Below are 26,487 nucleotides of genomic sequence, written 5' to 3' on the forward strand. Positions count from 1 at the left end.
TTGTGAGTTTATTAGCGCTTCACTTAAAAAAGACCTCCACCCCCTAAAAAGTTCAAAACAAATCAAATCGGTAATACCCTGATACTGCGATCCAATAATTCCTGTAAGGCGTTTTCAATGGCAAATAAAGTCCCAGTAGTCGCGCTCATACACCCATCACATGCCCCCATGTAGCGGATATACACATCAATGTAATCATCGCTTTCTTTAATGTCTAAAATCTCTAAATCCCCTCCATCCATCATAAGCATCGGGCGGATATTTTCATCAATGACTTTATCCACCGCTTTAATCTTTTGAACCATAGTCATTTCCCTGAAAGCCAATTCCCCGCTTTGAGATTTGTTAGCGGTAGCTTTAAGTTTTTCAGCTTCCATTTCTTCGCGCACTTCCTTAAGAATATCCACCAGGTAATAATCCCTTTTTTCATGCCCTCCAGGCCTCACACAGCTTTTACAAAAAGCACCGGCTTTGGTGTAGTTAGTGATTTCTTCAACACTTTTTAAATCATTGAGTCTAATCACTTCTTTAATCGTGCCTAAACTCACCCTAGCGCACTCGCACACGATGATTTCTTCTTCAAAATCTTCAGCGTTTTTCCCCAAATACATGCCGGCAGCTTTTTTGATCACATCATACGCCATCACCGAGCAGTGCATTTTTTGCCCAGGAACAGCCGGCGTGTCCGGATCGTCTCTCAAGCCTCTTTCCACATCTAAATTCGTGATTTTTACCGCATCTTGGACTCTTTTATTCAAACACAATTCCACCATCATGTCTGAGCTTGCGATCGCCGTTCCGCAACCAAAGCTTTTAAACTTCGCATCAACAATCTTATCCGTGCTTTCATCTACAAGCCAATACAATCTCACCGCATCACCGCATGCTTCTGCGCCATAATCTGCTACAATGAGCTTAGCGTTTTTAGCTTTAGCCTGCTCTTCGGTGATGACCCCTAAATGCGTAGGGTTATCCATGCGCCTTTGAACTTCTTTAGAATACGCGTCCCAAAGGACTGATCCCACTAAATCATGTTTTGCCATTTTGATTCCTTTATATCCTTTTTAATAAGAGCTTGAAATGTTTCTCAACCTTGTAGCCGCTTGAGAGAAAACTTCAATCGTTTTATCAATTTCAGCTTCCGTGTTAAAACGGCTCAATGAAAGCCTGATAGCGGTATGAGCTAATTCCTTACTCGCTCCAATCGCTACCATGACAGGATTAGCCTCTAAATCCTCACTCGCGCACGCGCTCCCTGTGGAAGCGGCGATATTAGAGCGATTCAAATCCCACAGCATGGCCTCTCCTTCAATCCCTCTCACGCTGATTAAAGTCGTGTTAGGCACACGATGGATTCGATCCCCCACCACCATCACATCAGGGATTTTCAAAAGCGCTTCTTCTAATTTGTCGCGCAATTTCCCTACCACTTCTTTTTCATAGTCTAAATGCTCTACGGCTAATTTCATCGCTTCGCCCATGCCCACGATATAAGGCACATTCAAAGTCCCGCTGCGCCTGCCATTCATATGCTCCCCGCCATGAAAAAGAGGGGTCAATCCCACCCCACTTCTAATATACAACCCCCCAATGCCTTTAGGCCCATGAAACTTGTGCGCGCTAAAAGAAAGGAAATCCACGTTCGCCTTTAACACATCTACAGGGATTTTACCAATCGCTTGCACCGCATCGGTATGGAACAACACGCCCTTTTCTTTACAAATAGCCCCAATTTCTTCAATAGGGAAAATGAGACCGGTTTCATTATTCGCCCACATCACGCTCACTAGAGCGGTTTTTTCTGTGATCGCTTCTTTGACTTGCTCTGCGGTGATACTCCCATGCTCATTAATGGGCAAGTAAGTAACCTCCACCCCCAAGCTTTCTAAAAAATTACAAGTGGATCGCACCGCCGGGTGCTCTGCAACCGTGGTTATAATATGGTTTTTGCCTTTTTTCAAGCATTCATCAAAATACACACCCTTTAAAACCCAATTATTGCTCTCTGTCGCGCAAGAAGTGATGATCACATCATCTATATCCCTAGCGTTAATGCCTTTATAGAGCTTATCTAGCGCTTCTGCAATGGCTGGGTGGGTTTCTGTGCCAAACTGGTGTAACGAGCTAGGGTTCCCGTAATGATCCCTTAAAAAAGGATCCATGATTTCTTTGACTTTAGGGTCAATCCTAGTTGTAGCGTTATTGTCTAAATAAATTCGTTGTAACAAATGAGTGTTCTCCTTAAAATTTTACATAGATTTCTTATCTAGGTCTAAATTATGATTAAATACAAGATATTTTCTTAATTTTAACTTAAAAATAAGATGAATTTTAAAAAACATTTTGAGAAACACGAATACCTCCATTAAAAACCAACATAGCCATTATCAACTCGCTTAAGGTTTTTTAAGGGGTCTCCCGCGCCTGTCTTTCAAAGCGTCTATCCCCCCTTGTTGGTAACGCCTCTCCCACACATAGAGTTTTTGCAATTGTTTCGCCACTTCTTTTTTAGTGGGCTTAATGCCTTTAAGGTTATAAAGAGCGGTAACGATAATGGGTTTTGGGATATTAAACCTTTGGATAAATTCCAAACAATCTTTTTTGAGCTGGGAGTCTTGCTTGTTTTTGGTAATATCCACATGGCTTAAATATTGCAACACGTAAAGGCGTTTTTCTTCATCTTCTTGCGCGATTTCTGGGGCCAACTCCATGCCTTGACTAACGCCTTTAAAAAACTTATTTGAAGCCTCTTGTGGTGTGGAGTAAACGCTCAAATAAGTTTCTAACAACGAAATCACTTTTTTTTGCTGTTCCAATAGTGCGTCTATTTTGGCGCTCAAACGATTTATTCTACTTTCCATGCGTTCAATGGTAACCACCAAAAATAAATAACTATTTAATCATTAAAAATGATTATTCTAATACCATGCTCCAAATTAAGATGTATTTTTATGATCATGCTACAATAAGAAAACACAAAACGATTTCAAAGAAAAAGGGCTTAAAATGAAAACTTTTGAAGTGATGATTCAAACCGATTCGAAAGGGTATTTGGACGCTAAATTTGGCGGTAACGCTCCTAGAGGGTTTCTCAATCCAAACGGATTACCCACTTATTCGCCTAAAATCTCATGGCAAAAAGTGGAAGGCGCTAAAAGCTACGCTTTAGAATTAATAGATCATGACGCGCAAAAAGTGTGCGGCATGCCGTTTGTCCATTGGGTCGTGGGCAATATTTCTTACAATGTTTTAGAAGAAAACGCTTCCATGATGGATAAAAGGATTGTTCAAGGGGTCAATTCGCTCACTCAAGGCTTTATCCGTTCACCGCTTAATGAAAGCGAAAAACAACGCTCCAACCTCAATAATAGCGTCTATATCGGCCCCATGCCCCCTAATGGCGATCACCATTACCTCATTCAAGTGTATGCCCTAGACATTCCTAAACTGGAATTAAAAGCCCCTTTTTTCTTAGGCGATTTGCATGACAAAATGCGCAACCATATCATCGCCATAGGGAGAAAGGAATTTTTATACAAGCAGTTTGTAAGGAAATGAACTGCTTGTTTGTAGGTTTAATTCAATAAACCTACAAATAGAGCATGGGAGCAAAAAACGATGATTGGTTACAAACGGAATTTTTGATATACCTCTAAAATCCTCTTTTCATCTAGCATGCTTTCTTCAATCCTTGTGCCTATCAAATCGGCATGGTGTTTTTTAAATTCTTTTAAAGGGATCAAATCGTCATAAACGATAGCGTTTCGCCTCTTTTTAGCTAAAGGGAAGTGCCATTGCGTGAGTTCTTTATCCTTAATATGGTGTTTATCTTTAAGTTTTAAATTTTCATAAAAATCACCATTATATTGCCAAATTTCAAAAGGCTCGCAATCGTTATAAAACAGCCAATGATCCCCCCATGCGTCTAAAAACCCAAAATCCCCATCATTGCGAACAAACACTTCAAAATCTTGCACCACAAAATTAATGCGCGAATACATCACAACCTCTTTAATGCTCTTAGGGATATAAAAACTTTCATAAAGCTTTTTAGCGTCATAGATATGATCGCAATCAATTTTTACTACCCATTCATTTTTAGGGATAAAAGAAAGCGTATAATTATAGTAATGATAAAGTTGGTGCCACAAACTCGGGCAATCCTTTAGCATGACTTCATAAGGATAGCTGATAGGGATAAACGAGGGGAACTTTTTACAAAACTCTAAAATCACTTCTTTAGAGCCATCATCGCAATCATTAAAACCAATGACCCCCCTTTGAATGGCAGGAAGCATAGAAAACAAACTCTCTTCTAAAGTAACGATTTCATTTTTGACTCTAATAAAAGCCCATGGGTTTAGAGAGCTTTTAGGGTTTTGACTTTCTTTATCATAGTCAAAATAACCTGAATGCGTGGGATTGGGTAGAGTTAAAGTGGGATGGATAACCCTATCTTCTAAATGCCCCCCCCCCCCCATAATTATAATTAAGAGAACTATTTTTATAAATACTCTTATTGCGTTCCATGAAATTTTCATTATTTAAAGAAGCGATAGCTAAAAACACGCTTTCTTGATGGTCATGGTTGAATAAAGCTTTTTCTTGAAGAGAATGAAGTTTTTTAGCCTCTAACATTTCCTTAATTTCATGATTGATTTCATAATAAGCGTCCCTATCATGGGCGTTTTCATGGGTGTTTTTTGCCCCTTTTAAACTACGAACGCACCTCACCACAAAAGGCATCCTCTCTTTAACAAAACCCTTGATTTTATTCTTTAACCCCATAAAAACTCCTAATTGAAATAAAAACGCTATCGCAAGCAAAACCTTATTATACTACACTTCTACTATACTTCAAGCCAAACGCTCCCTAACTTCCTTATCTAATTCTAGCACTTCATCTAAAGTAGAGAGCTTGAAAGATTTTTTAGCATACAATTCTAAGGCTTGAGAGATGATTTGAATAAAGCCACCAAAAGCGATTTCTTGATTCAAAAACTTCTCCATCGCCACTTCATTGCTCGCATTCAGCACCACGCCAAGCTTTGGGTTTTCCAACAACAAGTCTTTATAACGCCACAAAGTGTAGCGCTCCATACTAATGGGTTCGAATTTAATCGCGCTTAAAGCGTATAAGTCTAAGGGCTTAATGGAAGCACTCAACGAAGCGAATTTGGGGTTAATAGCATAGCTTATGGGTAGTTTCATGTCCGCGCTCGCTAAATGCGCAATGACAGAGTTGTCTTCAAATTCCACCAAAGCATGCACGATAGAACTCCTTTCAATCACAGCGTCAATCTTTAAAGACGCGCCAAAAAGCCAGTAAGTTTCTAAAATTTCAAAAAGCTTATTGACCATGCTCGCTGAATCAATGGTGATTTTAGATCCCATGCTCCAATTAGGGTGCTTGAGCGCGTTTTGCGCGTTTTGAATAGGAATAAATTCTAAGGGCGTGTCCCTAAAAGCCCCCCCACTCGCGCTAATGATTAAGGATTTAGGCTTTAAAGTCTTGTTTTGCAACAACGCCCACAAACCAAAATGCTCGCTGTCAATGGGCGTGATTTGTGAAATGTCTAATAAATGCCCCGCGCTCACTAAGCTTTCTTTATTCGCTAGGGCCAGTTTTTTGTTCCTTTGTAAGCTTTTAAAGCTCGCTTTCAATCCTGCCACGCCCACAATGGCGTTAAGGACTAAATTTGAGGCGCACTCTTCTATCATCGCATCAATGCCCTCTAGCCCCACAAACACTTCCGCGCCCAAAGGCTCTAAATCATTCAAATCGTTAGGATCTAAAATCGCCACTTTCTTGGGTTTGAAAATTTGGATTTGCTCATTGATTAAAGCGATATTTTTCCCACAGCTTAAGGCTTCTATTTCTACGCCAAATTTTTTTGCGATTTTTAGGGCGTTTTTCCCAATAGAGCCGGTGCTTCCTAAAACAACCATTCAATCCCCTAAAAACACCGCCGTTTCTTTCCAAACTTCTAAAAAATACAACAGCGCATGCAAGCTTAAAGCCCCAAAAAGCATGGAATCCAATCGGTCTAAAACGCCCCCATGCCCGGGTAAAATCTTACCGCTATCTTTGATTCCGGCCTTTCTTTTCAAATAGCTTTCATACAAATCCCCAAACACCGCCACAAGAGCGATTAAAAAACTAAAAAAGAGCGCCATAAGAAAACCTCCGCTCAATTTCCCCATGCCCACAAACGATCCTAAAACGCTCGCCAAAACAACGCCAATCAACGCACCCTCTAAAGTCTTATTCGGTGAAGTGGGCGTGAAAGGGATTTTGCCTAAAAGCTTGCCTCCAAAAAACGCCCCCACATCGCTTGCGACCACCACGACTAAAAGCCAGATGATCGCTACTGCACCAAAATCCTTATAAACTCCAAAAAGCGCAAAAAACCCAACGCCCGGATACAAAAAGGGTAAAATGGCTTCGCTGTGGTGTGCTTTTTGATAAGCAATGACGCTAGCCATGACCATCGCGCTGATAAGAGCGCATTCTATAGGACGCCCGTTAAAATACGCCGCTACCCATGACAACACTAAAATGAAATACAGGCTAAAGCTCGCTTTAACCTGGAACAACCTTAACGCTTCAGAAAACCCTACCGCATAAATCCCCCCTAAAACCGCCCAAAACAACAACAAATTGTCCGCATACAAAATCAAGCCCGCCACAATGATTAAAACAAACCCTGTAATGTAACGAGACTTTTCTTTAAATAACTCTTCTTTCACTTTTTTCCTTAATCAATTAAATATCAGCGAAACTAAAAAATAGCTAAACGCGCTAATCAAAACAACGCCCACCAAATTAAGCCACAAACCGGCTTTAATCATATCCGTTATTTTAACATACCCAGAGCCATAAGCTATCGCATTGGGTGGGGTGGCTACAGGGAGCATGAACGCGCAAGTCGCGCTCAAGGCTACAGGAATGGTCAATAACAAGCTCTGATGGTTTTCATAACCCATGCCTACCGCAACCCCTCCAATCACCGGTAAAAACGCCGCAGCGGTGGCGGTGTTAGAAGTGATTTCGGTTAAGAAAATGACCATTAAAGTGACCATGACAATGATGAATAAAATCGGTAAATGCGAAAATCCAGAGACTAAATGCCCGATCCACAAACTCAACCCGGTTTTAGAAAATTGCGCGCTCAAAGCTAACCCGCCGCCAAATAAAAGCAACACATCCCAAGGGAGTTTTTTAGCAACACCCCAATCAATGAGCCTATCGCCCTGATTGTTAGCGGGCAAAATGAATAAAAGCGCAGAAACCCCCATAGCGATCACTGAATCAATTTTATCTATCTTAACGCCCCAAGCTTTTAACATTACGCCTAAAAAAATCCACCCTAAAGACGCTAAAATAAAAATAACGCCCACAGAGATTTCCGCTTGACTCAAGCGGCCTAATTTTTTTAACTCTACCCTAATGACTTCCTTACCCCCTGGGATTTCTTTAATCTTTAAAGGGAAAATCGCATAAGTGAGCAAGAGCCACGCTAAAATGAGCATGATAAAGGCTAATGGTGTTCCAAACACCATCCACTGAGCGAAATCAATTTCAATATTGAAAGCGGTTTTCATATAGCCGGCCAATAAAGCGTTAGGCGGCGTGCCAATCAAAGTGCCTAAAGAGCCAATAGAAGCCGCATAAGCGATGCCAAGCATCAAGCAAATACTGAAATTCGTGCGATAGATAGTAGTCTTTTCTTGAATGACTTGGGTAATGTCTTTGCCCTTATGCACGATATTACTCATAATACCCCCATGCGCTTTGGTGATTTCTTCTTTTTGATACCATGAATGAGAGGCGTTTTCTTTGCCCACCAGTTTAGCGACTAATTGCAAAACGCTCATGCCAACAGGGAGCATCATCACCGCTGTTGCGGTATTGCTCACCCACATAGACAAAAAGCCTGTGGCTATCATGAAACCTAAAATCAACCTCCTAGGGCTTGTGCCTACTAATAAAATAATGCTTAAAGCGATGCGCGTGTGCAAGTTCCATTTTTGCATGCTTAAAGCTAAAATAAACCCTCCCATAAAAAGAAAGATAATGGGCGATGCGTAAGAAGAGCTAACGCTAGAGAATTGATCCACGCTAAAGATGCTAAAAAGCACCAAAGGTAAGAGCGCGGTTGCAGGCAGGTCAATGGCTTCAGTCATCCACCATATCCCCATTAAAACAGCCACCCCAGCCACAACAGGCATCGCCTTATAATTTAAGGAATTAAGCTTGGGGATTTCTTCTACAATGTGAGACATTTGAGCGTCTAAAGCGTAATAGATAATGAGTGCGATTAACGCCCCTCCTATGAGACCAAACAAACGAACGATCTTGGTGCTTTTATCATCAGTATTCGTATCGGCATGCGAATGATTTTCCATGGTGTTTTACCCTTTAAAATTACTAACCTACATGCTACAATAAAACTTTTTCAAAACTAAGATTTTAGAAAAATCATATCAAAATAGGAAAAAGAGTGGTAAAAGAAAGTGATATTTTAGTGGTTGGTGGGGGGCATGCAGGCATTGAAGCGAGCTTGATTGCGGCTAAAATGGGGGCTAGGGTGCATTTAATCACCATGCTCATAGACACGATCGGTTTAGCGAGCTGTAACCCGGCCATTGGGGGCTTGGGTAAAGGGCATTTGACTAAAGAAGTGGATGTTTTAGGGGGGGCTATGGGGATTATTACGGATCATAGCGGCTTGCAATATCGTGTGTTAAACGCTTCTAAAGGGCCGGCGGTTAGGGGGACTAGAGCGCAAATTGATATGGATACTTACCGCATTTTTGCAAGAAATCTCGTTTTAAACACCCCTAATTTGAGCGTCTCTCAAGAAATGACCGAAAGTTTAATCCTTGAAAACGATGAGGTAGTGGGCGTAACCACGAACATTAACAACACTTATAGAGCTAAAAAAGTGATCATCACCACAGGCACTTTTTTAAAAGGGGTGGTGCATATTGGCGAGCATCAAAACCAAAACGGGCGCTTTGGGGAAAACGCTTCCAATTCTTTAGCCTTAAATTTAAGGGAGCTTGGCTTTAAGGTGGATCGCCTAAAAACCGGCACTTGCCCAAGAGTGGCGGGCAATAGCATTGATTTTGAAGGCTTAGAAGAGCATTTTGGGGACACAAACCCTCCCTATTTCAGCTATAAAACCAAAGATTTTAACCCCACCCAACTCTCTTGCTTCATCACCTACACTAACCCCATTACCCACCAAATCATTAGGGATAATTTCCACCGAGCCCCCCTTTTTAGCGGTCAAATTGAAGGCATAGGCCCAAGGTATTGCCCTAGCATTGAAGATAAAATCAACCGCTTCAGTGAAAAAGAACGCCACCAGCTGTTTTTAGAGCCTCAAACCATCCATAAAAGCGAATATTATATCAACGGCTTAAGCACCTCTTTACCCCTAGATGTGCAAGAAAAGGTCATTCACTCTATCAAAGGATTAGAAAACGCCCTCATCACGCGCTATGGCTATGCGATAGAGTATGATTTTATCCAGCCTACGGAATTGACCCACACTTTAGAAACCAAAAAAATCAAAGGGCTTTATTTGGCCGGGCAAATCAATGGGACTACCGGCTATGAAGAAGCGGCGGCTCAAGGGCTTATGGCTGGGATTAATGCGGTATTAGCCTTAAAGAATCAAGCCCCCTTTATTTTAAAGCGCAATGAAGCCTATATCGGTGTTTTGATTGATGATCTAGTTACTAAAGGCACGAATGAGCCTTACAGAATGTTTACTAGCCGGGCCGAATACCGCTTGCTTTTAAGAGAAGACAACACGCTTTTTAGATTAGGCGAACATGCCTATCGTTTAGGGCTTATGGAAGAGGATTTCTATAAGGAATTGAAAAAAGACCAACAAGCAATACAAGAAAACTTGAAACGCCTTAAAGAATGCGTCCTTACCCCTAGCAAAGAAGCGTTAAAACGCTTGAACGAATTAGACGAAAACCCTATCAATGACAAAATGGATGGCGTTAGCCTTTTAGCGCGCGATAGTTTTAATTTAGAAAAAATGCGCTCCTTTTTTAGCTTTTTAGCCCCCTTGAATGAGCGGGTTTTAGAGCAGATTAAAATTGAATGCAAGTATAATATTTATATTGAAAAGCAACACGAAAATATCGCTAAAATGGATACCATGCTCAAAGTTTCTATCCCTAAAGATTTTGTGTTTAAAGGCATTCCAGGCCTTAGCTTAGAAGCGGTAGAAAAATTAGAAAAATTCCGCCCCAAGAGCCTTTTTGAAGCCTCAGAAATCAGTGGGATCACCCCGGCGAATTTAGACGTTTTGCATTTATACATCCATTTGCGAAAAAACTCTTAAAGGATTTTTAATGAACGCTTTAGAAATCACCCAAAAGCTCATCAGCTACCCCACCATTACGCCCAAAGAATGCGGTATTTTTGAATACATTAAATCGCTTTTTCCCACTTTTAAAACCCTAGAGTGTGAAAAAAATGGCGTGAAAAACCTTTTTTTATACCGCATTTTTAACCCCCCCAAAGAGCATGCAGAAAAAGAACATGCAAAAGAAAAGCATGCAAAAGAAAATGTTAAGCCCTTGCATTTTTCTTTTGCAGGGCATATTGATGTCGTGCCTCCTGGAGATAATTGGCAAAGCGATCCCTTTAAACCCATCATTAAAGAGGGGTTTTTATACGGCCGTGGGGCGCAAGACATGAAAGGGGGCGTGGGGGCGTTTTTGAGCGCGAGTTTAAATTTTAACCCTAAAACCCCTTTTTTGCTTTCTATTTTACTCACAAGCGATGAAGAAGGACCAGGGATTTTTGGCACTAGGCTTATGCTAGAAAAACTCAAAGAAAAGGATTTGCTGCCTCATATGGCGATTGTGGCTGAACCCACTTGCGAAAAAATTTTAGGCGATAGCATCAAAATTGGCCGAAGAGGCTCCATTAATGGCAAACTCATTTTAAAAGGCACTCAAGGGCATGTGGCTTACCCGCAAAAATGCCAAAACCCTATTGATACGCTCGCTTCGGTTTTACCCTTAATTTCAGGAGTTCATTTAGACAATGGCGATGAGTGTTTTGACCCTTCAAAATTAGTCATCACCAACTTGCATGCAGGGCTAGGGGCTAATAATGTGACTCCAGGGAGCGTAGAAATTGTCTTTAATGCGCGCCATTCTTTAAAAACCACTAAAGAGAGTTTGAAAGAATATTTAGAAAAAGTTTTAAAAGATTTGCCTCACATTTTAGAATTAGAATCAAGCAGTTCGCCTTTCATCACGGCTTCTCATTCAAAGCTTACCAGCGTTTTACAAGAAAATATTTTAAAAACATGCCACACCACCCCCATTTTAAACACCAAAGGAGGCACGAGCGATGCGCGATTTTTTAGCGCTCATGGCATAGAAGTGGTGGAGTTTGGCGTGATTAATGACAGAATCCATGCCATTGATGAAAGGGTGAGCTTGAAGGAATTGAAGCTTTTGGAAAAAGTGTTTTTGGGGGTTTTGGAGGATTTGAGCGAAAAATAAATGAAATAAAGTAATCGTTTTAAGTGGGTTTTTGTTTTTAACGCCAACGCCTTTTTAGCCGATACAAAACCGACTCAAGCTTTAGCATGCTAGTATCCATTTATCATGGCCTTAAGAGTGGGGTCATGCTTGACAAAGTAACCAAAGCTTGCTAAATAATGTTCCCCTTTTTTGTTAAAAAATATTCTTTAAAGCTCTTACCAAACCACTCTTAAAGGGGTGGCTCAACCAACTTTTTAAGACAAACTCTTTTAAGCCCTATCTTTAGAAGTATCCCTTTTAGCATAGCAATTAAGCTCAAATAACACGCAGTTAAAATAAAAATAATTTTTTTCTTCATCTCATCAATAAAGGTTCAATAAAGCTTTAATCGTCAATATTTGATTATAATTATAAAGGATTACATTTTTTTAATAGGAGATTATCATGCTAGGAAGTGTTCAAAAAACCCTTTTTAGGGTCTTGTGTTTGGGCGCATTGTGTTTGAGAGGGTTAATGGCAGAGCCAAACGCTAAAGAACTTGTTAATTTAGGTATAGAGAGCGCAAAGAAGCAAGATTTCGCTCAAGCTAAAACGCATTTTGAAAAAGCGTGTGAGTTAAAAGAAGGTTTTGGGTGTGTTTTTTTAGGGGCGTTTTATGAAGAAGGGAAAGGAGTGGGAAAAGACTTGAAAAAAGCCATTCAATTTTACACTAAAGGTTGTGAATTAAATGATGGTTATGGGTGCCGCCTACTAGGCAATTTATACTATAACGGACAAGGCGTTTCTAAAGACGCCAAAAAAGCCTCACAATATTACTCTAAATCTTGTGAATTGAACCATGCTGAAGGGTGTACGGTCTTAGGAAGCCTACACCATTATGGCGTAGGCACGCCTAAGGATTTAAGAAAGGCTCTTGATTTGTATGAAAAAGCTTGTGAGTTAAAAGACAGCCCAGGGTGCATTAATGCAGGATACATGTATGGTGTGGCGAAGAATTTTAAGGAGGCTATCGTTCGTTATTCTAAGGCATGCGAATTAAAAGATGGTAGGGGGTGTTATAATTTAGGGGTTATGCAATACAACGCCCAAGGCACAGCAAAGGACGAAAAGCAAGCGGTAGAAAACTTTAAAAGAAGTTGCAAATCAAGCGTTAAAGAAGCATGCGACGCTCTCAAGGAATTAAAAATAGAACTTTAATTTCAATGAAGTTAAGCTAAACGCGGTGTTTAGCTGGCTTTTACACTTTTTAATGTTTTAATGAAAAACACGAACCCCACGAACCAATCTTTTAATGATTATAAAAGACTTTTATCGAATCCGTTCATTCCAAACGCCGTTTTGAGATTGGTATTTTAAGGGTTTAAGCAGTTTTTATTCAAACCCTTAAAAAGGGTTTTTTCCTACAACGCCTTTAATAGCACGCTATTTAAACGCTCATTAAAACTTTTAGCGTCTTTTAAAGCCCCTTTTTCTAAAAGCTTCGCCCCATCATAAAGCAACCAGATAAAAGCGCTCAACTGTTCTTTATCTTCGCATTTTAAGAGTTTTTGTAAAATCGCATGGTTAGGGTTTAATTCTAGCGTTTTCTTGCTTTCAGGCACGCTTTGCCCCATTTGACGCATCCAATTAGCCATCATCGCATTTGGTTCATCGCCTATTAAAGCCACCGCTGAAGTGAGATGATTAGAAAGCTCTACGCCCTTAATCTCATCTTTAAGATTTTCTTCAAACGCTTTGATTAAATCTTTAAACTGATCTTTCACCTCATCATGGATTTCTTCCAAGCCAAGCTCTTTCAAACTCTCGCTATGGCTAGCGTCTCTAAAAGGCGTTTTATCGTATTCGTTCACGCCTGGCATCACAAACGCATCAATTTCATCGCTCAATAACAAAACATCATAGCCTTTTTGAGCGTATTTTTCTAAAAGCGGAGACACCTTTAATAAGTCTAAATTTTCGCCTAAAAGGTAGTAAATGCTTTTTTGATTTTCTTTTAAATTTTCTTTGTATTCTTTTAAAGAAATCAATTCTCCTTTGTCTTTAGAATAGAATCTTAACAATTCTAAAAGTTTTTCTTTGTTTTCAAAATCCCCATACAAGCCTTCTTTTAACACTTTCCCAAAAGGCTCATAGAATTTATGGTAATTTTTTTCATCTTTGCTCAAGCGTTCAATCTCGCTTAAAATCTTTTTCACTGAAGCTGAACGGATATTGGCTAAAATCTTGTTTTGCTGTAAGATTTCACGGCTCACATTCAAGGGCAAATCTTCGCTGTCAATCACGCCTTTAACAAACCTCAAATAAGAGGGCAACAATTCTTTGTCATCATCAGTGATAAACACCCTTTTAACATAGAGCTTGACCCCGCTTTTATAATCCACCCTAAACAAATCAAAGGGCACTTTGCTAGGGATGTAAAAAAGCGTTGTGTATTCTAAAGAGCCTTCCACTTTATTATGGATATAGCTCAAAGGCTCGCTGTTATCATGCGCAAACGATTGGTAAAAGTCTTTGTAATCTTTGTCTTTCAATTCGCTCTTATTCATTTTCCATAAAGCGCTCGCTTGATTGATCTGATCGCATTTTTCTTCTTTAACTTCTTTTTTATTATCCCCTTCGCCCTCAAATTTCGTATCGGTGTAAGTTAAAAAAATAGGGAAAGGGATATGCTCAGAATACTTTTTAACAATGCTATCAATCTCCCAACGGCTCGCAAAATGAGAATCTTCTTCTTTTAAAAAGAGGGTGATTTCTGTGCCTTGCTCCTCTTTGACGCATTCGTTGATTTCAAACTTGCCCTTACCATCGCTCACCCATGCATAAGCTTGCTCGCTGGTAACTTTTTTGGTTTGAACGACAATCTTACTCGCTACCATGAACGCCGAATAAAAGCCCACGCCAAATTGGCCAATTAAGGCGCTATCCTTTTTCTTATCCCCACTCAAAGCGCTTAAAAAACTCTTCGTGCCTGATTTAGCGATCGTGCCTAAATGCTCGATGAGATCGCTTTTATCCATGCCTATACCATTATCTTTAATCGTTAAGGTCTTTTTCTGGGTATCAAAACTCAAATGAATGCTAGGCGTGGTATTGAGCCCTTTTAATTTCTCATCGGTTAGCATCAAATAATTCAGCTTGTCCAAAGCGTCGCTCGCGTTAGAAATCAACTCTCTTAAAAAAATCTCTTTATTAGAATACAAAGAGTGGATCATCAAATCCAAAAGCTGGTTGATTTCAGTTTGAAAGGTGTATTCTTGGTTAGACATTGAACTTTTTCCTTTAATAAAATTTTTAAGATTATACAATAAAAGCGCGCTTAAAAGGGGGATACTATGGCTTAAAAAAGAACATGAAAGAATGTTTAATTCCTTAAAAACGATAACTCATAGAACTCATCAAATAGCTTCTATTTTGAATGGTTTGAGCGAAATCAGGGTTGTAACCGCTTGTAAAAAACCCTACCTTATAACCCTTATGCATCGTGATTTGATAGCCATTAACCATTAGCATGAAATAGATATGTTTTTTAAGGTTATATTTAAAAGTAACCCCTAAGCTTTGCGCATCAGCCCTTGGGGAATAGGTCAATTTCCCATACAATTGCACCAAAAGATTTTTAATGCTCTTCCCTACAAAAGCGTTAATCGTTATGGAATTAGCGTTGTAAAAATTGGAATAAGCGTCTTCATAAGGGGTGTCATCTTTCGTATCATAAAAAGGATCAATGGGCGAGCCATTCCAACCTAATTGAACGCTCGCGTTCCCAAAATTCTTATACACGCTCCAGCCAAAACGATAAGAGCGGAAATTCACTCTTTGAAACACAAACAAAGCCGCGCTTTTTTTACCCACTAAAGCGGCTCTATAATAATCTTTAGACAAATAATCGCTATAGAGAGGAAACCACGCGTAAAAAGTCGTTTGGATGCGCCAAAGAGATTTCCAATAAGACTTTGTGTCATGGGTGATTTCAAATCCAGGAGCGTTAAAATTCTTAGGGTAAAACCAAATAAAAGGCGCGATCCTAATGTATTTATTTTCGTAAATGAGATTGAAATTGTGCATGCCGTAGTTGATTTTTTGCTTGTAATTGACAGGGGCGTAAAAATCCCTAATGTATTGCTCATTGGCTAAAGCCCTTCCAAAGGTGCTAAACCACACTATCTTAAACTTTTTCCACCGGTAAAAAAGCTCAAACCCTTGATTAAACCCACTCAAAAACAAAGCCTTAGAAGGGTAACGCCCTAATTTAATCCCAAAAATATCCTTATACTGATAATCTAAATACAAATTGTATAACACATAAGGCCTGGCGTTTTGAGCCTTTTGCTCTCTGGTCCAATTTTGGCTGTGTTGCATCAAATAGCCCTCCCATCGCCCCATATAATACCAGTTCGCCGGCTGAAACCCTGCCTTAGGGTTGGCTTCATCAATCAAAAACTTCGTGGAATCATAAGCTAACGCTCCTATTTCGCCCCCCACCCCAAAACCCAATTTGTGGTTTTCAATCCCTTTAGGGAGCAAACTAGAATCAACTTGTAAAGCCCCGGTAGTGGTTACATAACTCCCTGTAGGGTAAATCCCTTTTTTGGAATTGATGACTGATTGGTTGAAAGCGATGCGCGAAAACGATCCCACTCTCGCACTCACTTGATACTCAAAAGCACTGAGAAAAACCCCATGCAAAGCTAAAAACCCTAGCCAAACTTTTTGATTAAGCACCCTTTTATCAAACACCTTTTTTATTGAAGTCTAATATTATGCCATAAAACAAACTCACCATTTTGGTTTTGAAAAAAAAAAAAAAACGATAAGATTACAAATCACCCCCTTTTTAGCGGGTTCAATTTAAAGATTTAAGGACTGCGCATGCAAGAGATTATCCCTATTGTGGTGACTTTTGATAATAATTATTGTATCCCTGCTGGTGTGAGCTTGTATTCCATGCTAGCGCACGCCAAACGAGAGAGAGAGAGAGAGAGTAAAACTCTTTTATCAAATCCATTGTTTAGTGGAGGATTTAAGCCTAGAAAATATAGCCAAATTAGAAGAAACGATCGCTCCTTTTAGCGCTTTTTCCAGTATAGAGTTTTTGGATATTTCTAATGAAGGATTAGAACCACGCCATAATTACCGCAAACTTGATCTTTTAATAGCGAGTGAAATTAAAAAATTGTATTTAAAACTCAATGCTTTTTCGCAAAAACGCTTTTCTAAAATGATCATGTGCCGTTTCTTTTTCGCTTCCCTTTTCCCCCAATACGATAAGATGATCATGTTTGATGTGGACACTTTGTTTGTGAATGATATGAGCGAGAGCTTTTTTATCCCCCTTGAAACGCATTATTTTGGGGCTGTGAGGGAAAAAGATTTGATCGCTATAAACAGGAATTCGGCTAAGGATTTATACGAATTACGCCAAATGCACGCAAAAACTATCGGCGTTGCTGACGCTTTCCCTAACTTAGAAGAAGCGCAAATCCTTTTTGACAACTACTTTAACGCAGGGTTTTTAGCCTTAAATTTAAAATTGTGGCGTGAAGAAAATCTGGAAAACCAATTGATTGCCTTTTTCATTTTGAAAAACGAAAAACTTTTATTTACCGATCAAGATGCTTTGTGTTTTGTGTGCCGTGGTAGGATTTTGGAACTGCCTTATTCATACAACGCCCACCCCAGTTTCCTTGATACGCCATCATTCCCTAATTCATACAACGCCCACCCCAGTTTCCTTGATACGCCATCATTCCCTAGCATCAAAGAAGCGCGCATGCTGCATTTTTGGGGCGATAAACCTTGGAAACTCTTAAGCGTCATTGGCGCGAAAAAATGGCATGAAGTGTTGATTGAAACGCCTTTTAAAAACGCCTATTTTAACGCTCCCTTTTTAGATCACCTCTTTGAATCCCTTCAAAACAAAGACAAAGAAACCCAAGAAATCCACGCTCTTAAGAAAGCCTTATCTTTTTCAGACAAGCGGTATTCTTTTGAATTCCTTCTGCCCAGGCTTTCTTCTAAACTCCTTATAGAATTTTTGCTTTTTAAAGCCAAACAAAAAGTGAAACGATTGATTAAAAGGGTTTTTTAAACCCCCTTTCAAAATTAAGGGTTTTTTAAACCCCCTTTCAAAACTAATGCGAATAAGCATGCGTTTGCGTGGGCTGGATGTCCTTATTATCGGCTAATTTTTCCCTTTCTACTTTGTCTAAAAACGCGCTCAAATCCTTTGCCATTTTTTCAAAAATCTTAGCGCTCACGCTAGTGGGGTGAGAAATCACAATCGGTTCGCCCTTATCCCCCCCTAGACGCACTTTAGGCTCTAAAGGGAGCTTGGCTAAAATCTGCGTGCGATAAGCCTCTAATAATCCACTCATGGAATTTGAGCCAAAAATCTCACTCTCTTTCTTGCAATGCTCGCACACGAAACTCCCCATATTTTCTACAATGCCCGCAATAGGAATGTGTAGTTTCTTAAACATGTCCAAACTCCGTTTAGCGTCATCTAAACTCACGATTTGAGGCGTGGTAACGGTGATTCCTGCGCTCAAAGGCACGGCTTGGGCTAGCGTGAGCTGCGCATCGCCTGTTCCTGGGGGCATATCCACCACCAACACATCTAAATCCCCCCAAATAATATCGCTTAGCATCTGCTCAATCGCTCGCATGAGCATTGGCCCTCTCCAAATGAGACTCTGCCCCTCATCATACAAAAGCCCCATGCTCATCACAGAAACGCCAAAAGCTTTTAAAGGAATGAGTTTTTTACCGCTAGGATCCATGATTACATCAGCGTTTTGCAAGCCCATCATTCTAGGGATATTAGGGCCATACACATCAGCGTCCAATAACCCCACTTTTTGGTTTAAATTCGCTAAAGCGATGCTTAGATTCACGCTGGTGGTGCTTTTACCCACACCGCCCTTGCCTGAGCTTATCATGACCACATGCTTGATGTTTTTAGCCAGATTTTTAGTGGTGGGCTTTGGGGCTTGCGGTTTAGGTGGGGTTTTAATATCCAAATTTAAAGCTTTCACGCCTATTTCTTGCATCGCTTTGGAGATATTTTCCCTTAAAATCGCGCTCGTTTCTTCAGAGCTTGAGGGGATTTCTATTAAAAGCCCTAACTGGTTGTCATGCAAGGTGATGTTTTTAACAAAACCAAAGCTGACAATATCCTTTTCAAAATTAGGGTAGATGATCGTTTTTAACGCGTTTAAGACATCTTCTTGGGTGAGCATTTTAATCCTTAAAATGATAGTATTTAAATTTTCTTTATAGCATGTTTTGTTTAATTTTGCATTGTAAATTAAGTTTGCGTTTTTAAAGGATAGAGCATGGAATTTTATAAGCGTGTTTTGAAATTGCACCATTTTAGGAATTTGGGTAAAAACTTGCCTACAGAATTGCTTTTAAATTCAAGTTTTGATGAAAAACATGGGGGGTTGGTGGTTTTAGTGGGGGAAAATAATGTCGGTAAAAGCAATGTTTTAGAGGCTTTGAAAATCTTTAATGATGCGGATATTAAACTTTGTAGTGAGAACGATTGTTTCAAAGCCCATGAAAAAGATTCCCTTTTAAGTTTAGAAGAAGAAGCAATCCTTGATCACAAAATCACAGGTTTTTCTTGCGTGGATTTGAAGATTCAGACTGAAGAGATTGGCGAGGGATTAAAGGAATTATCAAAAATATTAATCAGTTATCCTTTTGAAAAACATGTAGAAGCTTTAGGGGAACAATGTAACAACAGCGTTTATATTCCCACTAACAATAACGACTATTCAAATATTTGAACTCTTGTGAGTAATTTTATAAATCTTATAACTTCTTACAATTCATTAGGATTATTTTTACATTTTTACAAAGAAAAATTAAAATTGAGCGAACTTGTAACTGAATATGCCAACGCAACCAACAATCTGTTTTTCAAAGAATTAATCAAACATGTAAGCGGTAATAGCGAAGGGATTAAAAATTTTTGTCAGTGCATCAAAGAAATTATAAAGCGCAATACGCCTGATAAAAAATACAACACAGATGAATTTTTTGTCATGGGGCAACACAAATAAAATCAATTAGCAAAAATTTATTCTTATTTCAAAAAACTTAGTGAAGGTGAAATCAAACCACAAAATGAAGACATCTTAAAAAAGCTAAAAAGTTTAGATGAAATTTTTAAGACTACCGACTTTACAAAATTCACACCAGAAACTGAAGTGAAAGACATTATTAAAGAAATAGATGAAAAATACCCTATCAATGAAAATTTTAAACAGCAATTTAGAACATTCCGGTTAAATATAGGCAACCTTAAAAAGAAAATTAAAAATTCTTTAAAATACCTTGAAAAAACAAGAGAGGATTTTGAGCGAAAAAAAGAGCGATTGATCCGAGAAATTGAAAATGACTGCAAAAATGAATGCAATAGCGAAGAAGAGCCGGAGTATAAGATTAATGATCTACTCAAAAATATCCAACAAATATGCAAAAATTATATAGAAAGTCATGCCGTTAATGATGTGTCTAAAGATATTAAATCCATGATGTGTCAGTTTTATTTGAAACAGATAGATTTATTAGTCAATTCAGAAATTGTGCGATACAGATACAGCAATCTTTTTGAACCAATACAAAGATCTTTATGGGAGAGTATAAAAATTTTAGATAATGAAAGTGGCATTTATTTGTTCCCTAAAAATATTGGTGAAATCAAGGATAAATTTGAAGCAAACAAGGAAAAATTCAAACAAAGCAAAAATGTTTCTGAGTTCGCAGAATATTGCCGAGAGTGTAACCCCTATACAGCGTTCAACTTTCATCTAAATATAAATAATGGTTTATCTCATCAATTTGAAAAATTCGTGCCAATCATGAAAGAATACAAAGAGCCAAAAATCACAGATAATGACCTTGAAGCCATATCAACCAAAGAGACTGGTCTTGCTAGCCAATTATCTGGGCACTGGTTTTTTCAGCTTTCGTTATTTAATAAAACAAACTTTAATCCTAATAAAATTTGGATTCCTTTAGAGTTCAATAAAAGATCAAAAATAAAGTTTGATAAAGATTTAGAAATCTATTTTGATAGTCATGGATCGTTCAATATCTCTAAAAAATACTTGCAAGAAATAGATCAAGAATCACTAAAAAAGATCAAACAATCAAAAGATTTTTTTCCAATTCAAAAAATAGAGAGTAAGCATGATAATAACGATATACTGCAACTTGAATTTTTTGAGAATGATACAAGTTTTCTTTTTGCTAAAGGAAGTTTTGCAGAAATTTTAGAATACAACATGCAATTAAAAATAGATTCTTTAATTACAAAAGAATTTAATGAGCTTTTAGCGATCGATCAAGATAGTCCTCAAGATAGCCCTCAAGATAGTTACCAATTAAAAATTCATGTCCGACACAATAATAAGCTTTCTGAAGAGAAGGAATACACGGCATATGAAATAAAACTTGAAGTTTATGATTGCAGAAAATCCCACGATCAAAATGAGCCAATCATCTTAAGCCAGCAAAGCACCGGCTTCCAATGGGCGTTTAATTTCATGTTTGGTTTTCTCTACAATGTGGGATCAGATTTTAGTTTTAACAAGAATATCATCTATGTCATGGACGAGCCAGCCACTCATTTGAGCGTGCCAGCCAGAAAGGAATTCAGGAGATTTTTAAAAGAATACGCTCATAAAAATCATGTCACTTTTGTTTTAGCCACCCATGACCCCTTTTTGGTGGATACGGATCATTTAGATGAAATAAGGATTGTAGAAAAAGAAACAGAAGACTCTGTAATTAAGAATCACTTTAACTATCCCCTAAATAATGCGAGCAAAGACTCCGATGCCTTGTATCAAATCAAGCGTTCTTTAGGGGTGGGTCAGCATGTTTTTCACAACCCCCAAAAACACCGAATCATCTTTGTAGAAGGCATCACCGATTATTGCTATTTGAGCGCTTTTAAATTGCATTTCAATGAGTGCTACAAAGAATACAAAGACAACCCCATTCCTTTCACTTTCTTACCCATTTCAGGGCTTAAAAACAATCCAAACGAGATGAAAGAAACCATTCAAAAACTCTGCGAGTTAGACAATCACCCCATTGTTTTGATAGACGATGACAGAAAATGCGATTCTGACCAAAACGCAACGAGCGAACGATTTAAAAGGGCTAATAAGTATTTGGGTAATCCCATCACCATCTTACAACTCTCAAAATGCGATGAGAATTTCAAACAAATTGAAAATTGTTTCAGCGTAAACGATAAAAAAGAATACGCCAAAAACAAGCGCATGGAATTGGCCATGGCGTTCAAAACAAGGCTCTTGTATAGCGGGAAAGACGATGTAGTGAGCGAAGAAACAAAAAAGAATTTTCTAAAATTGTTTGAGTGGATAAAAAAAGAGTGCAATAACCCAACGATTAAAAAAGAATATATCAAATTTGATTATAATACCCCACAAATATTATAAAGTGAAAGGATTTTGATGTTTAAAAAGATGTGTTTGAGCTTGCTAATGATAAGCGGTGTTTATGCGGGGGCAAAGGATTTGGATTTCAAGCTGGATTATCGCGCGACTGGGGGGAAACTCATGGGGAAAATGACGGATTCTAGTCTTTTAAGCATCACTTCCATGAACGATGAACCGGTGGTGATTAAAAACCTTATTGTCAATAGGGGAAATTCATGCGAAGCGACTAAAAAAGTAGAACCCAAATTGGGCGATAAGTTTAAAAAAGAAAAACTCTTTGATCATGAGTTAAAATACTCACAACAGATATTTTACCGCTTGGATTGCAAGCCTAACCAATTGTTAGAAGTTAAAATCATCACGGACAAGGGCGAGTATTACCACAAATTTTCCAAATAAAATTTGGTTTTTGTTCTAATGGGGTGTTGGTGATAAAATTTAAAAACGCTAAAAACTTTTTTAATATCAAAAAGTTTGTTTAGCAAGCGGTAATTTCTTGTAATGCGGTATTATGGGGTTAGGGGGGATTTAGTTGGGGGTTAAAGGGATATTAAAGTGCAAAATATCCCCCTATCCCTTTAAAAGTTTGCCATAAAATAAATCAACCAAAGCCCCCTTTTTTAAAAAAACAGACTAAAGAATATTAATTTCTATATTAGGTTCTCAATGGGTTGTTGGTTGAGTTTTTGGTTAAGGCGCTACTAGTCATTGGAAGAATTGGTTTCAAAAAAATATAAAAATTAAAGCGATAACTGGTCCAATTATATAAGGAAAAAACATTATTATAGCAACTAGAATAGAGCCGAGATATTCAACGAATTTATCCCATATTCTACTAAAAAACCCATCACTCTCAACTTCATCGTCAGTATCTCGCCCTTAAATGCCATTATGGTAGCTCTAATAGCTGTTAATACTAACCCAATAATAACAATAGGTATTAAAATAACTACTAGCCCCTAAACATTATTTGTCTTTTATTTTAAAAATAATTTCTGCTATAAGAAATAAAATCCCTAAAGAAACCCCTTTTATGGAGTCCCTTTTTGAGCTTGCTCTAAAGCCATTTGCGCATGCTTGCAATCCTTTTTAAAAGACTTCGTGATAAAATTAACCTTAAGCGTCGAATCAAAGGCTTCATGGCATTTTTTAAGCTTGTGATCGCGCTCTTGTGGGTCTTGCAAGTAATATTTCACTGAATGCACAAAACTGAAATGAAACCCCATAGGAGGGATACGGCTATCTGGCGTGCCTTCACAATGATCACTACAATAAGTACTTTGTGCTTCTAAACCCCCTAGCATGACTAACAATAAAAAAACAACCTTTTTCATCAAAATATTCCTTCAATCTTTTCTTAACTTCCTCCAAAATACACCAACGCTGAACCCCAAGTCAATCCCCCACCAAAAGCGTCTAAAAGCATTAAATCGCCCTTTTTCAAACGCCCCTCTTCATAAGCTTCACACATGGCCATAGGGATACTGGCTGCTGAAGTGTTGCCGTATTTATGCACGGTTAAAACCACTTGCTCATCTTTAAAATCCAAATGCTCTCGCACCGCTTGAATGATCCTAAAATTAGCTTGATGCGGGATGAACAAACGCACATCTTCAGGTTTGAGAGCGTTTTTTTCTAAGATCGTTTCCACATCTTTTAAAAGCGTTTTGACCGCTAGTTTGAACACTTCATTGCCTTTCATACATAAAAAAGGCTCTAAAGTTTCTTCTTTAGAGTTAAAGGGCGTGGGTTTTAGAGTCCTTGGCGTATAGAGATAATTAGAAAAATTCCCATTCGCTGAAATCTGCACATCTAAAACGCTTTCTTTTAAACGCTTGGTCCTGCCTATCACGCACGCCCCAGCCCCATCGCCAAATAAAATACAAGTCCCCCTATCTTTAAAATCTAACACGCTGCTCGTTTTTTCTGCCCCCACAATCAGCACATTTTCATACATCCCGCTCTCAACATAAGCCTTAGCCACCGATAATAAATAAATAAAACCCGTGCAAGCGGCTGAAATATCAAACGCCGGCTTGTTTTCAATGCCTAATTTCGCGCTCAACACGCAAGCGGTTGAAGGCATGGCTAAAAAATCAGGGCTTAAAGTCGCCACAACCACCAAATCAATGTCTTGTGGAGTTAAATGCGCTCTCTCTATGGCCTGTTTAGCCGCTATTACCCCTAAATCGCTGCTTTTTTCTTCATCGTTAGCGAAACGGCGCTCTTTGATACCAGTCCTTTTTTCTATCCATTCATCGCTGGTATCCAAAAATTGCTGAAACTCTGCATTTTTCACACACTCGCTTGGAACATGCATCGCAATGGATTTAAGAGAGGCGTAAAATTCCATTCAATCCCCTTAAAATAGTCATCTTTAAGCGTCTTGCTGATCACTTTGATGCGCAGAAACGCTAGGCTTTAAGCTCTCAAACGCTTGAGTAATCCTCAAACAAACCTGACTTTCAACAGCGCTAATAGCCTGATAAATCGCGCATTCAACCGCTCTAACGTTGCTCTTGCCATGGCTGATGATCACGCTTTTATTCACGCCTAAAAGCGGTGCTCCCCCATATTCAGCGTAATCGGTTTTTTGTTTTAAAATACCAAACGCATTCTTAAGCATCAAAGCCCCCATTTTAGATTTAAAAGAGCTTTTAATTTCATCTTTAAAAATAGAGCCTATCGCGCTAGCGACCCCTTCAGTTGTCTTTAAGACCACATTCCCCATAAAGCCATCGCAAACCACCACATCCACAACCCCTTTGAAAATATCGCTCCCCTCCACATTGCCATAAAAGAAGTCGTAAGCTTTGAGCATTTTATGCGTTTCTTTAACGAGCATGTTCCCTTTGATATCTTCTTCGCCATTACTCAAAAGACCCACCTTAGGGCTATCATAATGCAACACGCTTTTAGCGTATTCATACCCCATAAGAGCAAAATCAATCAAATATTCAGGCTTGCAATCCGTGTTCGCTCCTGCGTCTAATAGCACGCTAGGGCGTTTGCCAACGCTAGGCATTAAAGTGCAAATAGCAGGCCTTTCAACCCCCTTGATACGCCCTAAACGCAAGGTCGCTAAACCCATAGTCGCTCCGCTATGCCCCGCTGAAATCAAAGCGTCAGCCCCATTTTTTAAAATATCCATGCCCAAGTAAATGGAAGATTCCTTACGCTTAATCGCCTCCGTGGCGGCTTCTTCCATTTTAATGTAATCTTGCGTGTGGATCATTTCCACTTTGCTGGCTAACTCTTTAGAAATAAAAGGGGTCGCTTTGTCTTTATCCCCCACTAAAACCACGCTAAAACTCTTATTCTCTAAAGCCCTTGAGACTCCCTCAATAATGGGTAAAACCCCATGGTCAGCCCCCATTAAGTCTATTACAATTTTCATCATGCGTCCTTAAAAGGCTTGTTGCAATCCGTTGCAATCCTTTAAAATACTCCCTATCATTAAAGATAGCTTTTATCTTAGTATTCTTTAGTAAATTTGTTAATATGATGGGGGAGCTTCCAAGTGCCATCTTTGGCTTTCACAGGTTTAGCCAACTTAACGCTATAATGCGTGCGTCTTTTTGCCGCTCTTGTTTTACTCACTCTTCTATCAGGTACTGCCATAAATTCTCCTTCATTTCAATCTGCATAATGGTAGTCTAATTTAATAGACTCCACTTCAGAGCGTAAAATTTCGCTCAAATCAATAAAACCATTGAAAGATTCAATAACATCTAAATTATCAAAATCCAAACTTTGGCTTTGCGTATCCCACAACCCGTCTGAAATATGCAAAACCAACGACTCATCAAGGCTTTTTTTAAACTCTTTACCGCTTGTATCACAAACAAGCATCAATTCACCCTTAAGGCACGCTTTCAAGCGAAACAATTTCGCTCCCACCCGCACAACTTCGCCCTCTAAAACCACTCCCTCATGCTCTAAAGAAAACGCTTTAGGCGCATTAAAAGCGATTTTACGCATTTCAAATTGCATGCTTAATTAAAACGCCCTTAAATCTTAAAACTCTCTAGCGGCAAAAAAGAAAGCGATTTCATTGTGCGCGTTTTCCAAGCTATCGCTCCCATGCACCGCATTAGCGTCAATGCTTTCAGCAAAATCCGCTCTGATAGTGCCTTTTTGAGCGAGTTTGGGATCAGTCGCTCCCATAAGATCTCTGTTTTTAGCCACCGCATCTTGGCCCTCTAAAACCATAACCACCACCGGACCACTGACCATAAATTCTATTAAATCTTTAAAAAAAGGCCTCTCTCTATGGATCGCATAAAAGTTTTCAGCGTCTTTCACGCTCAAATGCAAGCGTTTCATCGCAATCACTTCCAAGCCGTTACTCTCAAAGCGATCAATGATTTTGCCTACCACTTTTTTCTTAAGTGCATCAGGCTTAATAATAGACAGCGTTCTTTGTTTCAATTTAAACTCCTTGTGAATTGTTGATTATACAAAAATTTTTTAAAATATT

General features: G+C 38.9%; 23 protein-coding genes and 2 pseudogenes. 8 read left to right on the forward strand and 17 right to left on the reverse strand.

The window, feature by feature from the left end:
• Positions 1 to 62: 62 nt before the first annotated feature.
• The 3 genes from EXS92_RS01315 to EXS92_RS01325 form a co-directional block, all read right to left on the reverse strand.
• Positions 63 to 1,043, reverse strand: a complete 981-nt coding sequence (locus tag EXS92_RS01315) for an iron-sulfur cluster assembly scaffold protein (RefSeq protein ID WP_165515303.1) — start codon at positions 1,041 to 1,043, stop codon at positions 63 to 65.
• Between the two features lie 21 nt (positions 1,044 to 1,064).
• Complete coding sequence (locus EXS92_RS01320; RefSeq protein WP_165515304.1) at positions 1,065 to 2,228, reverse strand: NifS family cysteine desulfurase; 1,164 nt, start codon at positions 2,226 to 2,228, stop codon at positions 1,065 to 1,067.
• A gap of 168 nt (positions 2,229 to 2,396) precedes the next feature.
• Complete coding sequence (locus EXS92_RS01325; RefSeq protein ID WP_162966238.1) at positions 2,397 to 2,861, reverse strand: helix-turn-helix domain-containing protein; 465 nt, start codon at positions 2,859 to 2,861, stop codon at positions 2,397 to 2,399.
• Positions 2,862 to 3,006: 145 nt separating this feature from the next.
• On the opposite strand from EXS92_RS01325, the gene EXS92_RS01330 reads away from it, so the two are divergent.
• Positions 3,007 to 3,558 carry a YbhB/YbcL family Raf kinase inhibitor-like protein gene (locus EXS92_RS01330; protein WP_165515305.1) on the forward strand — a complete coding sequence of 184 codons (552 nt, stop codon included), beginning with the start codon at positions 3,007 to 3,009 and terminating at the stop codon, positions 3,556 to 3,558.
• Between the two features lie 68 nt (positions 3,559 to 3,626).
• On the opposite strand, the gene EXS92_RS01335 is transcribed toward EXS92_RS01330, so the two are convergent.
• The 5 genes from EXS92_RS01335 to EXS92_RS01355 all read right to left on the reverse strand — a co-directional run bounded on the left by EXS92_RS01335 (position 3,627) and on the right by EXS92_RS01355 (position 8,409).
• Entirely contained in the window at positions 3,627 to 4,481 is an 855-nt protein-coding gene (locus EXS92_RS01335; protein ID WP_165515306.1) for a beta-1,4-N-acetylgalactosamyltransferase, read from the reverse strand.
• Positions 4,453 to 4,788: a beta-1,4-N-acetylgalactosaminyltransferase gene (locus tag EXS92_RS01340; RefSeq protein WP_165515307.1), complete on the reverse strand. Its 336-nt coding sequence runs from the start codon at positions 4,786 to 4,788 to the stop codon at positions 4,453 to 4,455. Before EXS92_RS01340 ends, EXS92_RS01335 begins: the two co-directional genes overlap by 29 nt.
• A 69-nt stretch (positions 4,789 to 4,857) precedes the next feature.
• A complete protein-coding gene (gene dxr / locus EXS92_RS01345; RefSeq protein WP_165507929.1) occupies positions 4,858 to 5,949 on the reverse strand; it encodes a 1-deoxy-D-xylulose-5-phosphate reductoisomerase in 1,092 nt (363 codons plus the stop codon).
• Positions 5,950 to 6,750: a phosphatidate cytidylyltransferase gene (locus EXS92_RS01350; RefSeq protein WP_165515308.1), complete on the reverse strand. Its 801-nt coding sequence runs from the start codon at positions 6,748 to 6,750 to the stop codon at positions 5,950 to 5,952.
• Positions 6,751 to 6,762: 12 nt separating this feature from the next.
• The gene (locus tag EXS92_RS01355) at positions 6,763 to 8,409 is read right to left on the reverse strand and encodes an SLC13 family permease (protein WP_165515309.1); all 1,647 of its coding nucleotides are present in this window, start codon (positions 8,407 to 8,409) and stop codon (positions 6,763 to 6,765) included.
• A 95-nt stretch (positions 8,410 to 8,504) separates the two neighbouring features.
• Between EXS92_RS01355 and mnmG the strand changes: the two genes are divergently transcribed.
• From mnmG to hcpA, 3 genes are all read left to right on the forward strand, one after another.
• Complete coding sequence (mnmG, locus tag EXS92_RS01360; protein ID WP_165515310.1) at positions 8,505 to 10,370, forward strand: tRNA uridine-5-carboxymethylaminomethyl(34) synthesis enzyme MnmG; 1,866 nt, start codon at positions 8,505 to 8,507, stop codon at positions 10,368 to 10,370.
• Between the two features lie 10 nt (positions 10,371 to 10,380).
• Positions 10,381 to 11,547, forward strand: a complete 1,167-nt coding sequence (dapE, locus tag EXS92_RS01365) for a succinyl-diaminopimelate desuccinylase (protein WP_165515311.1) — start codon at positions 10,381 to 10,383, stop codon at positions 11,545 to 11,547.
• 426 nt (positions 11,548 to 11,973) lie between these two features.
• Complete coding sequence (gene hcpA / locus EXS92_RS01370) at positions 11,974 to 12,726, forward strand: Sel1-like repeat protein HcpA (protein WP_165515312.1); 753 nt, start codon at positions 11,974 to 11,976, stop codon at positions 12,724 to 12,726.
• A gap of 203 nt (positions 12,727 to 12,929) precedes the next feature.
• On the opposite strand, the gene htpG is transcribed toward hcpA, so the two are convergent.
• Together htpG and hofA are read right to left on the reverse strand one after the other, a co-directional pair.
• Positions 12,930 to 14,795 carry a molecular chaperone HtpG gene (htpG, locus tag EXS92_RS01375; protein WP_165515313.1) on the reverse strand — a complete coding sequence of 622 codons (1,866 nt, stop codon included), beginning with the start codon at positions 14,793 to 14,795 and terminating at the stop codon, positions 12,930 to 12,932.
• Between the two features lie 103 nt (positions 14,796 to 14,898).
• Complete coding sequence (gene hofA, locus EXS92_RS01380; RefSeq protein ID WP_165515314.1) at positions 14,899 to 16,251, reverse strand: outer membrane beta-barrel protein HofA; 1,353 nt, start codon at positions 16,249 to 16,251, stop codon at positions 14,899 to 14,901.
• Between the two features lie 147 nt (positions 16,252 to 16,398).
• Between hofA and EXS92_RS08110 the strand changes: the two are divergent.
• Positions 16,399 to 16,554: pseudogene (locus EXS92_RS08110) on the forward strand (glycosyltransferase family 8 protein); the annotation flags it as partial.
• Positions 16,541 to 17,617: a glycosyltransferase family 8 protein gene (locus tag EXS92_RS01385; protein WP_341848040.1), complete on the forward strand. Its 1,077-nt coding sequence runs from the start codon at positions 16,541 to 16,543 to the stop codon at positions 17,615 to 17,617. The pseudogene EXS92_RS08110 and the gene EXS92_RS01385, both read left to right, overlap by 14 nt.
• 43 nt (positions 17,618 to 17,660) lie before the next feature.
• Here the strand turns inward: EXS92_RS01385 and EXS92_RS01390 are convergent, their stop codons facing one another.
• Positions 17,661 to 18,899, reverse strand: coding sequence for an Mrp/NBP35 family ATP-binding protein (locus EXS92_RS01390; protein ID WP_165515315.1), 1,239 nt, complete (start codon positions 18,897 to 18,899; stop codon positions 17,661 to 17,663).
• On the opposite strand from EXS92_RS01390, the pseudogene EXS92_RS01395 reads away from it, so the two are divergent.
• Positions 18,864 to 22,007, forward strand: a pseudogene (locus EXS92_RS01395) (AAA family ATPase). The gene EXS92_RS01390 and the pseudogene EXS92_RS01395 sit on opposite strands and share 36 nt — an antisense overlap.
• A 15-nt stretch (positions 22,008 to 22,022) precedes the next feature.
• Positions 22,023 to 22,406 carry a hypothetical protein gene (locus EXS92_RS07945; RefSeq protein WP_097689683.1) on the forward strand — a complete coding sequence of 128 codons (384 nt, stop codon included), beginning with the start codon at positions 22,023 to 22,025 and terminating at the stop codon, positions 22,404 to 22,406.
• 632 nt (positions 22,407 to 23,038) lie between these two features.
• Here the strand turns inward: EXS92_RS07945 and EXS92_RS01400 are convergent.
• From EXS92_RS01400 to ndk, 6 genes are all read right to left on the reverse strand, one after another.
• Entirely contained in the window at positions 23,039 to 23,341 is a 303-nt protein-coding gene (locus EXS92_RS01400; RefSeq protein ID WP_001911928.1) for a hypothetical protein, read from the reverse strand.
• 23 nt (positions 23,342 to 23,364) lie between these two features.
• Positions 23,365 to 24,360 carry a ketoacyl-ACP synthase III gene (gene fabH, locus EXS92_RS01405; RefSeq protein WP_165515316.1) on the reverse strand — a complete coding sequence of 332 codons (996 nt, stop codon included), beginning with the start codon at positions 24,358 to 24,360 and terminating at the stop codon, positions 23,365 to 23,367.
• 24 nt (positions 24,361 to 24,384) lie between these two features.
• Positions 24,385 to 25,404: a phosphate acyltransferase PlsX gene (plsX, locus tag EXS92_RS01410; RefSeq protein ID WP_165515317.1), complete on the reverse strand. Its 1,020-nt coding sequence runs from the start codon at positions 25,402 to 25,404 to the stop codon at positions 24,385 to 24,387.
• A 77-nt stretch (positions 25,405 to 25,481) separates the two neighbouring features.
• Positions 25,482 to 25,628: a 50S ribosomal protein L32 gene (gene rpmF, locus EXS92_RS01415; protein ID WP_000290431.1), complete on the reverse strand. Its 147-nt coding sequence runs from the start codon at positions 25,626 to 25,628 to the stop codon at positions 25,482 to 25,484.
• A gap of 15 nt (positions 25,629 to 25,643) precedes the next feature.
• The gene (locus tag EXS92_RS01420; RefSeq protein ID WP_001945880.1) at positions 25,644 to 26,000 is read right to left on the reverse strand and encodes a hypothetical protein; all 357 of its coding nucleotides are present in this window, start codon (positions 25,998 to 26,000) and stop codon (positions 25,644 to 25,646) included.
• Positions 26,001 to 26,024: 24 nt separating this feature from the next.
• A complete protein-coding gene (gene ndk / locus EXS92_RS01425; protein ID WP_165515318.1) occupies positions 26,025 to 26,438 on the reverse strand; it encodes a nucleoside-diphosphate kinase in 414 nt (137 codons plus the stop codon).
• Between the last annotated feature and the right edge of the window lie 49 nt (positions 26,439 to 26,487).

The sequence above is a fragment of the Helicobacter pylori genome, from assembly GCF_011175115.1.
In the GTDB taxonomy this organism is placed as follows: domain Bacteria; phylum Campylobacterota; class Campylobacteria; order Campylobacterales; family Helicobacteraceae; genus Helicobacter; species Helicobacter pylori_DF.